The organism is Pseudobutyrivibrio sp. OR37 (genome assembly GCF_900113655.1).
Classification (GTDB): Bacteria; Bacillota; Clostridia; order Lachnospirales; family Lachnospiraceae; genus Pseudobutyrivibrio.
In genome coordinates, this window is the sequence record NZ_FOQF01000017.1 from 1 (window position 1) to 15,510 (window position 15,510).

Annotated in this window: 12 protein-coding genes and 1 pseudogene; 3 read left to right on the forward strand and 10 right to left on the reverse strand. The window is 39.5% G+C overall.

From position 1 onward, the window contains the following. A pseudogene (locus BM097_RS16370) lies at positions 1–200 on the forward strand (IS4 family transposase); the annotation flags it as partial. Between the two features lie 187 nt (positions 201–387). Here the strand turns inward: BM097_RS16370 and BM097_RS09105 are convergent. Continuing rightward, positions 388–2,484: an elongation factor G gene (locus BM097_RS09105; RefSeq protein ID WP_090548338.1), complete on the reverse strand. Its 2,097-nt coding sequence runs from the start codon at positions 2,482–2,484 to the stop codon at positions 388–390. Positions 2,485–2,712: 228 nt separating this feature from the next. Here BM097_RS09105 and BM097_RS09110 point away from each other — a divergent pair, with 228 nt between their 5' ends. Beyond that, entirely contained in the window at positions 2,713–3,813 is a 1,101-nt protein-coding gene (locus BM097_RS09110; protein WP_090548340.1) for a prephenate dehydrogenase, read from the forward strand. Continuing rightward, the gene (gene aroA, locus BM097_RS09115) at positions 3,813–5,090 is read left to right on the forward strand and encodes a 3-phosphoshikimate 1-carboxyvinyltransferase (RefSeq protein ID WP_090548343.1); all 1,278 of its coding nucleotides are present in this window, start codon (positions 3,813–3,815) and stop codon (positions 5,088–5,090) included. The genes BM097_RS09110 and aroA overlap by 1 nt, the downstream gene beginning before the upstream one ends. Before the next feature lie 10 nt (positions 5,091–5,100). Here the strand turns inward: aroA and BM097_RS09120 are convergent, their stop codons facing one another. The 9 genes from BM097_RS09120 to infB form a co-directional block, all read right to left on the reverse strand. Then, a complete protein-coding gene (locus BM097_RS09120; protein WP_242944686.1) occupies positions 5,101–5,886 on the reverse strand; it encodes a ZIP family metal transporter in 786 nt (261 codons plus the stop codon). A gap of 84 nt (positions 5,887–5,970) precedes the next feature. Then, positions 5,971–7,629, reverse strand: coding sequence for a methyl-accepting chemotaxis protein (locus BM097_RS09125; RefSeq protein WP_090548346.1), 1,659 nt, complete (start codon positions 7,627–7,629; stop codon positions 5,971–5,973). Between the two features lie 184 nt (positions 7,630–7,813). Next, positions 7,814–8,323, reverse strand: coding sequence for an SEC-C metal-binding domain-containing protein (locus BM097_RS09130; protein ID WP_090548349.1), 510 nt, complete (start codon positions 8,321–8,323; stop codon positions 7,814–7,816). Positions 8,324–8,430: 107 nt separating this feature from the next. Beyond that, entirely contained in the window at positions 8,431–9,498 is a 1,068-nt protein-coding gene (locus BM097_RS09135) for a C40 family peptidase (protein ID WP_090548352.1), read from the reverse strand. A gap of 92 nt (positions 9,499–9,590) precedes the next feature. Then, positions 9,591–10,508, reverse strand: a complete 918-nt coding sequence (locus tag BM097_RS09140; RefSeq protein ID WP_090548354.1) for a bifunctional riboflavin kinase/FAD synthetase — start codon at positions 10,506–10,508, stop codon at positions 9,591–9,593. A gap of 2 nt (positions 10,509–10,510) precedes the next feature. Further along, positions 10,511–11,416 (reverse strand): tRNA pseudouridine(55) synthase TruB, encoded by a 906-nt coding sequence (gene truB, locus BM097_RS09145; RefSeq protein ID WP_090548357.1) that lies wholly within the window; start codon positions 11,414–11,416, stop codon positions 10,511–10,513. After that, positions 11,416–12,393, reverse strand: a complete 978-nt coding sequence (locus BM097_RS09150; RefSeq protein WP_090548361.1) for a DHH family phosphoesterase — start codon at positions 12,391–12,393, stop codon at positions 11,416–11,418. The genes truB and BM097_RS09150 overlap by 1 nt, the downstream gene beginning before the upstream one ends. 73 nt (positions 12,394–12,466) lie before the next feature. Next, on the reverse strand, positions 12,467–12,841 hold the full coding sequence (gene rbfA, locus BM097_RS09155; protein ID WP_015549616.1) for a 30S ribosome-binding factor RbfA: 375 nt from the start codon (positions 12,839–12,841) through the stop codon (positions 12,467–12,469). Continuing rightward, positions 12,841–15,507, reverse strand: coding sequence for a translation initiation factor IF-2 (gene infB, locus BM097_RS09160; RefSeq protein ID WP_090548363.1), 2,667 nt, complete (start codon positions 15,505–15,507; stop codon positions 12,841–12,843). Before infB ends, rbfA begins: the two co-directional genes overlap by 1 nt. Positions 15,508–15,510 lie beyond the last annotated feature (3 nt).

A 15,510-nucleotide genomic window follows, 5' to 3' on the forward strand; every position in this document is an offset into this window, starting at 1 on the left:
AAAAACAAAGAAAATATACATATAAAGCCAACTTTTCAGTTGCTGCTCACATGTGCAAAAAGTTTTACCGCGGTATTACATCTCCACCTGATTTAGAAACCATCATATCAAGAAATCTTGTACCCATTAGACCAGACCGACATCGTGAAAGATACCAGTCAGCAAGAATCTTTAGAGGTTTCTTATATAGAGTAGCATAAAAATGAAAAGTTAAAAATGTTATTTAGGCAGATATACAATCTGTCTTCTTTTAATGTCTAAAAAAGGAAAAAACGAGATTGAAGCATATCACTTCAATCTCGTTTTCTTCATCGTAGCCTCCACCGCAATGTTAACTTAATGACATTGAGCATAAGCCCCGTCAGTTTTATAGTTAGTGTTTAGATGTTATTCCTCATCTACATCCTTAATCTTATTAGCGCGTCTTTCAACCTCCTTAGCCTGAACGTCAGATGGAACCTGTTCGTATCTAGCCAGTTCATAAGAGAAGGTACCATAACCACCTGTCATTGAGCGAAGTGTTGTATCGTATCCATATAATTCAGCCATTGGAACCTCGGCCAAAACCTCTGTCTTTCCACCTGCATCTACAGGATTCATACCAAGTACACGGCCACGTCTCTTGTTAAGGTCGCCCATTACATCACCAGTGTATGCATCAGGAACTAAAACCTTAAGTGTTTCGATAGGCTCAAGAAGGATTGGATTTGCCTTTAGAATACCATCCTTAAATGCGCCCTTTGCAGCAACCTTAAATGCCATTTCGGAAGAATCTACAGGATGATAGCTTCCATCATATAGATTAGCGTGGATGCCTACAACCGGATAAGCTGCCAGTGGACCAGCCAAAACAGCTTCCTGCAAGCCCTTTTCAACAGCAGGGAAGTAATTCTTTGGAACGGCACCACCAACCACTGATTCTGTAAAGTTGTAATGCTCCTCCATATTTCCTGATGGCTCAAAGGTCATCTTTACATGTCCGTACTGACCATGACCACCTGTCTGCTTCTTATACTTATATTCCACATCAGCCTTACCACGGATAGTCTCCTTAAAGGCAATCTTTGGTTGGCTAAGCTCTATATCTACCTTATACTTCTCATTTAATTTCTGAACAAGCATATCAATGTGACGATCACCAATTCCATAAATCAGCGACTGACTGTTTTCCCCGTCATTTACTACCTTAAGAGTAAGGTCCTCAGCACAAAGCTTTGCTAAAGCCTGAGCAATCTTATCCTCATCACCCTTATTCTTTGCCTTATAGCGCTTGTAGGTATAAGGTGTCGAAAGTGGTGTTCTGATGTAAAGGATTGGATTTGCCTTAGTAGAAAGTGAATCTGTTGTAGCGACCTTTTGAAGCTTTGAAAGTGCGCCGATATCACCAGCATGAAGCTCAGGAACTTCCTCTGCCTTACTTCCTGTAAGTATATACAGCTTTCCAATCTTTTCTTCTGTCTCCTTATGCTTGTTGTAAAGTAAATCATCAGTCTTTAATACACCTGAATTTACTTTAATTAGAGAATACTTTCCTACGAAAGGATCTACGATTGTCTTAAATACATAAGCTGATTTTGGTTTAGAGAAATCATAATCAGCCTCATAAACCTCGTTGGTATTTGCGTTTATTCCAGAAACCTTTCTATCTTCTGGACTTGGAAGATATTTTACGATATCTACAAGCATTGTGTACTGACCACGATTTAAGGTATTGCTACCCATCATTACAGGAACGATGTCCCCTGTACCAACATTTGCACGAAGTGCCTGACGAATCTCATCCTCTGAAAATTCCTCTCCGCCAAAGTATCTATCCATGAATTCCTCTGATGTTTCTGCAACAGATTCCATCAAAGCCTCACGATACTTCTCAAGATATTCTTTGTTATAATCTGGAACATCACAGTGTTCTGGAGCGCCCTCACCCTTCCAACGCTTACCAATCTGCTGAATAACATTTACATAACCAACAAACTCTCCATTTTCTCTTATTGGAAGATGGAAAGGAGCAATCTTCTTTCCGTAAAGACTTTGAAGTTCTTCAACGATTTCTCTATAGCTGGCATCATCTATATCCATGTCAGTTACAAAAACCATTCTTGGAAGATTGAATTTATCGCATAACTCCCAAGCTTTCTTTGTACCAACCTCAATTCCGCTTTTACCTGAAATAACAATAATAGCTGCGTCAGCTGCACTAACAGCTTCCTCAACCTCTCCGACGAAATCAAAATAGCCTGGTGTATCTAGGAAATTAATCTTAGTGTCGCCCCAAACGATTGGTGCTAAAGATGTGTAGATAGAAAATTTGTTTTTCTGTTCAAGCTTGTCATAGTCGCTGATAGTATTACCAGCCTCGATGGTACCAGGCTTCGAAATTTGACCTGCCAGGTAAGCCATTGATTCTATGAGACTGGTTTTGCCCGCCCCGCTATGACCAAGTAACACAACATTTCTAATCTTGTCCGTAGTAAAAACCTTCATGTGTCGTACCTCCCAATAAATTATTTGGTGCCTATACCCCGCCGCACCATGTTGTCTAGCTAGAATCCCCATTCTAGTCAGATTTCCCAGCTATATAATTTATAGCTTTCTGAAACCTACTTATATTCTATCTAATATTCAGACTATTTACAATGCATAAATATGATATTATTAAATAAAATAATCGCTTTAAAGTATTAAAGCAAAATACACAAAAGGGGCAATCTTATGAAAACAAAAACAATCGGCTTTGTAGGTCTAGGATTAATCGGGGGAAGTATCGCAAAAGCGATATTAAAAATCTATCCTAATACCAGAATACTTGCCACTGCATCAAGAGAATCTACTATAGAGACAGCATTTGAAGAACGATTAATCGATAACAATGGACTTTTAAAGATTCATCAGTTTGGTCAGTGCGATATAATCTTTCTTTGCTCTCCTGTAAAGGTAAATTGCGAATATCTTGAAAAGCTAAAAGATGTGGTAAAGCCAGATTGTATTATCACTGATGTTGGAAGCGTTAAAGGAGATATTACTGCTGTTGCCAGACGTCTTGGTATGACTAATCAATTCATAGGCGGACATCCAATGACAGGCTCTGAATTAGCAGGTCTTGAATATTCTTCAGAATCGTTGCTTGAAAACGCTTACTATATTCTTACCGCAGACCCTGAAATGAATCCTGAAACATATAGTCAATTTTCAGATTACATAAAGAGCCTTGGAGCTATTCCTATTCAGCTTTCACCTGAGGAACACGATGAAGCCACCGCCACTGTATCTCACTTACCACACGTGATAGCGGCTGCTCTAGTGAATCTGGTTAATGATAATGATGATAGTAGGAAGACCTGTAAGACAATTGCAGCAGGTGGGTTTAAAGATATAACCCGTATTGCATCAGGCTCACCTACAATGTGGCAACACATTTTCTTAAGTAACAAGAAAGCTGTGCTTAAGCTTATATCAGATTTCAAAGACGAGCTGGCTTTGTTTGAAGATGCTATTGCTAATGCCGATGCTGATGCCATCATAGATTTATGGACGAAAGCCAAAGATTATCGTGATTCTATCACTATTCCAGGAAACGGCTCATATAAATTTTTCGAGCTTTACTGTGATATTGATGATAAGCCTGGTACTCTTGTAGGAGTGCTACAGCTTTTGGCAAATGCTGAAATAAGTGTTAAAAATATAGATATTATTCATAATCGCGAGTTTGAACCTGGTGTGCTTCGTATAGAATTTTATAATCAGGATTCACTTGACAAGGCTCGCACAGTACTTACTCACAACAATTATTACACAAGACAGAGGACAAATTAATGGCTATTACCAAAGTAAAAAGTTTAAAAGGCGAAATTACAGTTCCAGGGGATAAATCTATCAGCCATCGTGGCGTTATGTTTGGTGCAATTTCCGAAGGCATAACAGAACTTACCGGATTTTTAGATGGAGCCGATTGCAGAAGTACAATTTCATGTTTTCGTGCAATGGGCATTGATATATCTCAGGAAAATGACCATGTAATAATTCATGGAAAAGGACTTCACGGTCTTAATGCTCCTACTAATATGCTAGATGTAGGTAATAGTGGAACTACAACAAGACTTATATCAGGTATTTTGTCTGGTCAGCCTTTTGTAAGCGCACTAAATGGTGATGCATCCATCCAAAAAAGGCCAATGGGTCGAATCATAACACCTCTTTCTGAAATGGGAGCTTATATACGCTCTCTTAAGGATAATGGTTGCGCGCCTCTTGAAATGGGTGGAAAGCCTTTAAAAGCCATTCACTACAACTCTCCTGTTGCATCAGCTCAGGTAAAGTCTTGTGTACTTTTAGCAGGTTTGTATGCTGATGGCGTTACATCTGTATCAGAACCTGTAATTTCACGTAATCATTCCGAGCTTATGCTTTCTGGATTTGGTGCCAAAATCAAAACTGAGGGCCTTACTGCTTCTATTGAAGGCTTTCCTAAGCTTGTTGGACAGAAAATTGATGTTCCTGGGGATATCTCATCTGCAGCATATTTTATTGTTGCTGGATTAATCTGTCCAAATGCAGATTTATTAATCAAGAACGTAAATACGAATCCAACCAGAGCCGGTATCATAAAAGTTGCTCAAGCTATGGGTGGCAATATTGAATTATTAAATGAAAGAATTATAGGTGGTGAACCAGTAGCTGATATACATGTAACTACAAGCAAGCTTAATGGATGTGAAATTTCTGGTGAAATCATTCCAACTCTTATTGATGAGATACCTGTAATTGCTGTTATGGCAGCTTGTGCAGATGGAACTACTATTATTAAAGATGCTGCAGAATTAAAAGTAAAAGAAAGTGACCGCATTGCTACGGTCACTGAAAACTTAAAAGCCATGGGCTGTGATATTACTCCAACTGATGATGGTATGATAATAAATGGAGGTAAGCTTCACAGCACTATCGTAAATACGTATATGGATCATCGCATTGCTATGGCATTTGCAATAGCTGGCCTTGTAGCAGATGGTGAAACCACATTTGACAATGAAGGCTGTTGCTGTATTTCATACCCAAACTTTTTTAATGTATTACAGCAAATTGTAAATAAGTAACAATATTATGCTAGCCTAAAGCCACATCTAATACCATCATCAGAACAAAGCCTATTGAAAATGCAATTGTTCCAAGATTCGAATGCTTTCCCTCGGACATTTCTGGAATCAATTCTTCTACAACTACATACATCATGGCGCCAGCTGCAAACGAAAGAAAATAAGGCATTAAAGGGACTACAAAGCCTGCGGCAAGAATTGTAATAAATGCAGCTATTGGTTCTACAATTCCTGATAATACTCCCCACCAAAAGGTCTTAGCCTTTGGCATACCTTCTGACAAAAGTGGCATAGATACAATAGCCCCCTCAGGGAAATTTTGAATGGCAATACCGATAGCTAAAGCCAATGCTCCAGCAGCAGAAACCCCAGAATGTCCTGAGGCAACACCTGCAAATACAACACCTACAGCCATGCCCTCCGGAATATTATGAAGCGTAACTGCAAGTATTAATTTAGTAGTTCTTTTTAGTTTGCTTTCTGGCCCTTCTGTTTGCTTATCCATGTGCATATGTGGGGTTACCATATCAAGAAACAGCAAAAATCCAGTTCCAATTAAAAAGCCCAACGCCGCCGGAAGAAATGAAAGTTTACCTAAATATTCACTACTTTCTAATGCTGGTGATAATAAGCTCCAAAAAGAAGCAGCCACCATAACACCAGCAGCAAATCCAGTTAATATCTTCTGAAGCCGTTCAGATATATTGTCTTTTAAAATAAAAACCATAGCAGCACCAAGGCTGGTGCCAATAAATGGAATTAAAATACCTAATATGATGTTAATATTTAAATGCATAAATAAAGCCCTCCCTTGCCTACAATAATAATGTAACACAAGTGAGGGCTATTATATGTAAAAAAACTGTTAATGATAAATTTTCTATTGGAAGAATTCCATCTCTTTTTCAAGAGTATGAGCAACTTCATTTAAACTATTAGCTCGGTCTGTTAATGCCTCCATTGTACCAGCTAAATCTGCCATAGAAGCTCTTGTCTCCTCAGAGCTTGCAGCATTTTCTTCTGAAATAGAAGAAAGGGATGAAATAGTATCTGAAATAAGGTTGCTGGCTGCCTCAGTCTTATCCACATTAGCCACGATATCCTTTGTAAGTGCAATAGATTTATTGATATCTTCAATTAAACTGTCTACCTGTTCAATAGTCCTATGAATAGTGTGACGCTGCTTTGTCATTGTTTCCTGTACTTGACCAGCTTCTTCCATAGTCTTATTAGAATCTGAAGAAAGTCCCTTCATAGCTTCCTGGATATTTTGAGCTGCCTCTGCAGATTGATCTGCGAGCTGTCTAATTTCATCTGCAACAACTGCAAAGCCCTTGCCAGCTTCGCCGGCACGAGCAGCCTCTATACTTGCGTTTAATGACAACAGATTTGTCTGTGCGGCGATGGCATCGATGATGGAAACGGCCTCGCTAATGGTGGTAACAGCTGTGTTGGTATTTCCAATTAATTCTACAATGCCGTCGATAGCATTAATACTTTCTCTAGTAGACATTCTAAGTTCAGTAAGCTTATCCTGACTTGCCTTTGAATTTGTCTGCATGGAATCGGCAAGCTCCTGCATCTCCTCTGCATTAGCTGTAATCATTTCGACAGCATCATTAATATGATTGACAGATTCTACAGCATCCTGAAGAGACTGTGCCTGATTTTCCGCTCCTGTTGCTACCTGACCAACTGCCACACTTACATTTTCAGTTGTTTCCGTAATCGCCTGAACAGTATTCGATAAATAGCTAGCCGAAGCATCAACTTCATCAGAAGATACTCTGGCATTTCCTATAACAGACCTTATTCTAGCGCACATATCAAATAATGCACTTGACATCTCTCCTAATTCATCATTTCTATTTTTTACTTTATCAGATAGCACAATATTCAAATCTCCAGTTGCCATCTGTCTAACAGCTTTAACATTTTCGTCAATAGCCGTAATAATCTGAATTGCAAATACAACAGAAAGTGAAGTAAATAAAATAACTATTGCAAGAGCTAATGTAACAGTCCAAGCAACTCTCTTGCTTATGTAATGAGTAATCTCAATCTTCTTAAGACCAACAAAAGCCATGCCATATACTTCCCCATTATCATCCGTGAGAGGTAGATAAGCTACGTAATAAGGTTGTTCATTTATAATGACATTTTGAGCCTGATAGCTATTTTTACCTTTTAATACTGCCTCAATAACGCCATCGCTAGCCTTGGTTCCTACAGCACCCTCAATACTAGAACGAACTCTGGTATCGCCAAGGAAAAATGTATAATCATAGCCTGTTTCATTGTGCATTTCCATTTCAAGTGTAGAAGCCTCATCTACCTGCGTCCCATCATAAGTGTAGTCAAGAATCTGAGCGTACGAGGTACAGGTAGCCATTACACCCGTCTCCACCTCATATTCCATACCTCTTCGTAAGTTGGTGCAACCAACAATAGTGGCTGCAGTTCCAACACAAGATAAGGAAACTACTACAAGTCCGATTAACATTACTCTCAAAGACGACCTTTTACTCTTCTCATCCATATTCGACCTCCGTGTTCTCTCCCCTGGTCGATTGAACCGTATTACTACCCAATGCTAGCAAACCGACTAATTGGATTATAATTAAAATATGAGTATATTCTGTGACTATTCTGTTAATTAAAGTAATTATCTGTATTTTAAGCAAAAAAGCACATCTCAAATCGAGATGTGCTTAATAGTTAAATTATTTTTTGTTCATGCAGCAGTGCTTATATTTCTTTCCAGAACCACATGGACATGGATCATTACGTCCAACCTTTTTCTCTGCACGAATGATTGTATGCATGTTCTTAGCTTCCTTTGTAAGGGCCTTTCTCTTGTCCTCATCAAAGATGTTTTCCCACTGTGGAAGACCATAGAGCCAATCAGCCTTTGCATCAATCATGTTCTTGTAAAGCTTTTCCTTATCAAACTTAAGAGAAACTACTGTATCCTCTTCCATAGTTTCGATTGGATTAGCCTCTACAAGTGATTCATTGATTCCATCAAGGAAGCCTACCATAGGCAATACGTCTATTTTATACTTTTCAGCAAGCTCCTTAACTGTACCCTTTACTTCTGTGTCAGGATCGCTAAGTAACTGCTCGTAAATTCCTTTCTCTAAAAGAAAATAATTCTGCCAGAATCTCTGTAAATCAGCCTGTGACTGGTTCTGGTTGTAGGCAATCTTCTGCCAATTTTCTAACAAACTCATAATAATTCCTCTCCAACTTTTACTCAAATTATGTGGCAAGCCACGTATGAAATTATAACACAATGAAATATAAAAGGCTAGCCGAAGCTAGCCTCTAAAAGCAATAATTAATCGTAAAGAACTCTAACACATTTAATAGGTGTTCTATACATGTAATTAGAAATCTTTATACCATCACGCTTATTAGAAGCATGAACAATTTGACCACCGCCAATGTAGATAGCTACGTGGTTAATACTTCCACCCTTACCATAGAAAATAAGATCTCCTGGTTTAAGCTCTGATGTAGATACCTTAGTTCCTTCATTAGCCTGTGCACGTGAAGAATGTGAAAGATATACGCCATACTTAGCCATGATTTGCATAGTAAATCCAGAGCAATCAACACCATTTGTAAGAGATGTACCGCCCCAAACGTATCTATTACCTACAAACTGAAGTGCATAATCACAAAGAGCTGAGCGAACGTCAGAAACTCCTTCGCCATATCTGGCTTCAGTAAGAGTCATAGCTGTTCTAAGAGAAAGATCAACATCTACATATTCTGCAGAAACATAACCTTCATCACCATCAACGTCTACCTTAATCCAATCCTGATTCTGAGTATTATCAAGGATGGCAATTTCTTCGCCTTCTGCAAGCATATAGATAATCTCTGATTCAGTGTTGCCCGCTGCACGAACACGAAGACCACCTGTTTTAGAAGTGGCAACATATTCAGCAAGCTCTACTGCCTTATCCCATGCTTCCTGGCCTGTAAGAAGATATTCTGTAAGAACATAGCCTTCTACCTCACCAGACTTAATGTAGCTCCATTCACCCTCCTCGCGGATGATTTCACAACCTGCATTTGCAGGGAACTTACCTACAAGCTTGCCATCAGTAGCTGCGCTTTCGCGGATGTTAAGATTACCCTCAGAAACATTACAAATACCAAGATTGTTGTAACCGTAAATATCACCAAGTGATTTAGCGGTAGCAATTGCATCTGAATCTGTAACTGAAATAGCATCTAAAGAAGCAATATTAACTGTACCTGCTGCGATAGCACCAGCTGTAAGTGAAGCTTTAGCATCTGATGCAGACTGTATATTTTTATTTGAATCTAAGCAAAAGTCAAAAATAAGTGCTGACGCACAAACTAATGAGAAAGCTGAAACAATACGCTTTTTCATGTAACCTCCAATATCCTACATTTTTAAACAACAGTGCCATTATAGCAATCCTATAGTTTTATGTCAAGAATTTGTAATAATTACGTAATATATCATTTATTAAAGTAATTCTTGGCAACTATTTTGTCCTTTGCCATCTGCTCTTTAAGCTCCTCAACAGAGCCAAATTTCATTTCTGGCCTAAGGAAGGAATGGAAGGTAACCCTTACATATCTTCCATATAAATCGCCGTTATAATCCAAGATATGAGTTTCTATTCCTACTATATTTTTATCTGAAACAGAAGGCTTTGTTCCAACATTTGTAACACCGTGGTAGATTCTTCCGTCGAAATCTATAGTAGTTACATATACACCAAACTTAGGCACAAGCTTTGCAGCCGATGGCATAATGTTAATTGTAGGTATACCAATTTTAGTTCCAAGATGCGCACCGTGAACTACTTCTCCCCATACGAAGTATTCATACCCTAGCATCTCATTTACAATATCGATATGTCCCTCTTTTAATTCTTCCCTAATATAAGTACTGCTGATATCTCTATCATTGATTTGAATTTTGGCAATCTCATTATATTCAAAGCCAAGCTCAGCGGATAATTCCTTTAGAAGCTGTGTATTACCTGCCCCATATTTGCCAAAGGTAAAATCTGAGCCTGATACCATATATTTCATATTAAGATTGTCGCAAAGGAATTTGATGAAATCCTTGGCTTCTGTATTCATAAGCCTTTCATCAAATGGGCATTCGATTAAGAAATCCAATCCACCCTGCTCAAGCATGTACACACGCTCTTTATTGGTGATAAGGCTTGGACTATTGTCATCGTTTATCACCTGTCTAGGAGAATTGGTAAAGGTAATCATGCAAGACGCAAGTCCTGCTGATTTCTTAGATATGATATCCGTAGCAAGCAGATGGTGGCCACGATGGACCCCATCAAACTTACCAACTGTAATAGCTGTATCACAGTTTAATTTAGTGTCAAAAAGTGAATGTAAATACTCCATAATTATTCCAAAAACATTTTCTCCAATGTAAATATATCTTCATTATAGGAATATACACCGATAAATCTGTTATCTGGTAGATATATCCTATATCGCTTGCCTTCCTCAAAGCCACTGATGGATTCCGCAAAAACCTCAGTAGAAGGAATAGGCACTCCGTTGACAGCATGCTTTATCGCTTCTTCAGATGGAATAACAAAAACTGTTTCCATTCCCTCAAAGGCCTGATCTATAGGAAGCATAATACCGTCAAGATTTCCTGCCTTGACGATGCGTTCGATTTCATCGAGAGTTCTAGCATCAGCTATATCAAACATGCTGACTCTTGTACGAATCAAGGATTTCATCGCACATCCACATCCAAGCACCTCTCCTACATCATGGCAAAGTGAACGGATATAAGTACCCTTACTGCAATGAATTCTGATGCTAACCTCTGGCAGGCTAATATTCAAAATATCAATGCTAAAGATTGTAACAGGTCTAGGCTTACGCTCAACCTCTTTCCCCTCTCTTGCTAGCTCATAAAGCTTTTTGCCATTAACCTTAAGAGCAGAATACATTGGTGGTACCTGCATGATATCTCCAACGAAGGAATTGATTGCAGCTACGATTTCCTCCTCAGAAGATGTTACAGATTTGCGAGAAAGAACTCTTCCGCTTAAATCGTAAGTGTCTGTCTCAACACCAAGCATCATTACACATTCATACACCTTATCCTTATCTGTAAGCATATCGCAAAGCTTGGTAGCCTTACCAACACAGACAGGAAGTACACCAGTTGCATCTGGGTCAAGTGTTCCTGTGTGTCCAATCTTTTTTATTTTTAATATGCCACGAAGCCTGGCAACCACATCAAATGAAGTATACCCGGCTTCTTTATAGACATTAATTATGCCACTATTCATTAGCAAATTCCTAACTCTTCAAATTGTTTTTCAACCATGGCCACAATTTCATCAATTACTTTCCATGGTTCCTGTGTATTTACAGAAAAGCCTGCAGCCTTTTTATGACCACCACCACCGTAAACACCAGTGATAACTGTTAAATCAACATCTCCAGATGCTCTTGTGCTGCCTTTAAATTCTCCATTTTCAAGCTCATAAAGGAAAATAGCAACTTCTACTCCCGTAGTATCTCTAAGCTGCTGAACAATGCCTTCTAGGTGTTTGCTCTGAGCACCATATTCAGCCATATCTTCTGCAGTAATAACAGCAGCAATAATCTTACCATCATGGAAGGTTTTACAGCCTAATAGCGCCTTTCCAAGCATTCTATTTTGCACCATGGTTTTGGCAAAATATGTATCTGTGCAAATCTTTGGATAATCTATACCCTTTGTCATTAAAAATCCTGCAGCATCCATTGTAGATTCTGTTGTGCAGGAATACTGAAATACACCAGTATCATGGATAATTCCAGTATAAAGGCATTCAGCAATATCCTTTGTGATTTTATCCTTACCAAATTGATTAAACACAAGCTCACAAGTAGAACTGTCATCTGGGATAATGTAAGAAAATTCGGCAAAGCCACCATTTGTAAAATGATGATCGATGCAAATGGTATGATTTGCCCTTTCAAAGAATGGGAAGACATCTCCTAGTCTTCCACCATCACTGCAATCAAGTGCAATGAATAAATCAAATTTTTTATCTGCTGATACTGTATGAATATCTTCTATCTTATCAGCATTCTTAAAGAATTTAAAAATATTAGGGATAGGATCAAGATAGACATGAACCTCTATCTGAGGATAGTAGGTAGCTATATAGTTGTACATAGCCATACACGAACCAACGCAGTCTCCGTCTGGACGAATGTGTCCGCTGATTCCTACTACTTTTGAATTTGATAAAAGTTCATTAAAGTTGTCTATCATAATTTTTCTCCTGTTTTTCCCCTCATCAGTCAGCTAAAGCTGACAGCTTCCCCCCTGGGGGAAGCCATAAGGATTAGTCTTCTTCTCTAGCGTGAAGAGGTGCATTGACCTCATCAATTAATTTGCTCATTTTTGCAGCGTAAGCAATTGACTGGTCGCTTACAAATGTAATCTCAGGTGTGTTTCTAAGATTGATTCTGTGAGCAAGCTCACGGCGGATGAAGCCAGCAGAGCTCTTAAGACCTTCGATAGTCTTTGCTACTGCCTCATCATCACCGAGAACTGAAATATATGCCTTGCAAGTCTTAAGATCTGGTGCAACCTCTACAGATACAACTGATGTAACTGGAGAGATGCGAGGATCCTTAACCTCAAGACGAATAATATTTGAAAGCTCACGCATAACTTCTTCATTAATACGTGTGTTTTTTACTGAATTTTTTCTCATTATCTAGGTACCTCAACCATAATGTAAGCTTCAATAATATCCATTTCCTGAACATCATTAAAGTCTTCAATAACAAGACCACATTCAAAGTTTGATTTAACTTCCTTAACATCATCCTTGAATCTCTTGAGAGAACCAAGCTTACCTTCGTGAATGAGTTCGCCTTCACGAGTAACACGAACCATACAATCTCTCTGGAAGTAACCGTCTGTTACGTAAGAACCAGCGATGTTACCAACACCAGAAGCCTTGAATATCTGACGAACCTCTGCATGACCAATAACCTTCTCTTCGAATACAGGATCAAGCATACCCTTCATAGCAGATTCTACATCATTGATTGCATCGTAGATAACCTTATAGAGACGAAGGTCAACGCCTTCTCTATCTGCTGTCATCTTAGCCTGTGGATCAACACGAACATTGAAGCCAATGATGATAGCGTTTGATGCAGATGCAAGTACTACATCGGATTCATTGATTGTACCAACACCACCGTGGATTGTCTTAACAACAACCTCTTCGTTAGAAAGCTTCTCAAGTGACTGCTTAACAGCCTCAACAGAACCCTGAACGTCGGCCTTAACAATAATATCAAGTTCTTTAAGATTTCCTGACTCAATCTCGCTGAAGAGTGCGTCAAGAGACATCTTAGATTTAGTCTGTTCAACAAGACGATTCTTGTGCTCTGCAACGAATGTATCTGCAAATGCATGAGCTTCCTTTTCTGAATCAAATGCCATGAATACTTCACCAGCATTTGGAACCTCTGAAAGGCCAAGAATCTCAACTGGTACAGAAGGACCAGCAGTCTTAACACGTGCTCCTGTATCATCGATCATAGCACGAACCTTGCCGTGGCAGCTTCCGCAGGCAACAGGATCACCAACGTGAAGTGTACCCTTCTGAACAAGGATAGTAGCTACAGCACCACGTCCCTTATCAAGCTGTGCCTCGATAACAAGACCACGAGCCTTACGCTTAGGGTTAGCCTTAAGCTCAAGAACCTCAGCTGTAAGAAGAATCATTTCAAGAAGGTTGTCGATACCTTCCTTAGTATGTGCTGAAACTGGACAGAATACAGTGCTTCCACCCCAATCCTCTGGGATAAGCTGGTACTCAGAAAGCTCCTGCTTAACTCTGTCGATGTTAGCGTTTGGCTTATCAATCTTGTTGATTGCAACAATGATTTCAATGCCAGCAGCTTTAGCATGATTAATAGCTTCTATTGTCTGTGGCATAACACCATCATCAGCAGCAACTACAAGGATAGCGATATCTGTTGAGTTAGCACCACGCATACGCATAGCAGTAAATGCCTCGTGACCTGGTGTATCAAGGAATGTGATATCCTGTCCGTTAATTGAAACTGTATAAGCACCGATGTGCTGTGTGATACCACCAGCCTCACGGTCTGTAACCTTTGTATCACGGATAGCATCAAGAAGTGATGTTTTACCGTGGTCAACGTGACCCATTACGCAGACAACAGGTGGACGTGATGGGAAGTTTGATGTATCCTCTTCCTCTTCCTTAAGAAGCTCAGCTATAACATCTACCTTTTCCTCTTCCTCACAGATGCAGTTGAACTCAAGTGCGATTTCAGAAGCTTCTTCAAAATCAACCTCCTGGTTAACTGTAACCATCTTGCCCTTAAGGAATAATGTCTTAACAACAGCTGATGACTGAACCTTCATCTTGTCAGCAAGATCCTTGATAGTGATTCTTTCTGGGATAGTGATTGTAAGAACCTCGTCCATGTTACGCTCTGGAGCCTTAGGAGCATTGTTCTTTTTCTTCTTGCCACCGTTCTTCTCAAGGTTGATGAAGTTTTCCTGCTTCTTACCACCTAAGTTGTTGTTATCACGGTTGTTCTTCTTTTTCTTGTCGTCACGACGTCCGCCCTTAGCATTGTTTGATGGTGCTACATCAGCTGCAGGAGCTGCCTGCTGTGATGGACGGTTGTTGTTACGCTGTGAAGGTCTATCGCCCTTATTGTTTCTGTTGTCTCTATCGTTACGATTGTTATCACGATTGTCTGGACGATTTCCTCTATTGTTATTTCTATCGTTTCTGTCGTTTCTCTCTGAACGTTCGCCACGCTCTGGTCTGTCATTTCTAGCTGGGCGCTCGTTTCTTTCAGGACGATCATTTCTCTTATCCTGCTTTGGTGCTCTGTTTTCTTCACCATCTACTGGCTTCTTCTTTGAAACGAATTCTGTATCAGTAGACTGAGCAGATGCACGCTGTGATGGACGAAGTCCATCAGAGAAAGTACGAGGTCTGATTGGGCCTCTTGGAGCCTGCTGTTGCTGCTGTGGCTTTCTCTCACGATTCTGCTGATTCTCAGAACGCTCTCCTCTGTTAGATGATTCACCGTTTCTTCTGTTACGTCTGTCATCGTTTCCTCTTGTAACAACGAAAACGTTCTTCTTCTTTTTGATTGGATTGCCATCCTTATCAACTGGACGAGCCTTCTTAGGATCTGCTTTATCTGCCTTTGCTGCAGAAGGCTTAGCAAAATGCTTGCGGACCTTTTCTGCCATATCATCCTCGACGCCTGACTGCGCCTTTGCCTCTATTCCGTTTGAGCCAAGAAAAGTAATAACGTCCTTACTCTCTTTTCCAAGCTCTTTAGCTAATTCATGTACTTTAATTTTTGCCATCTA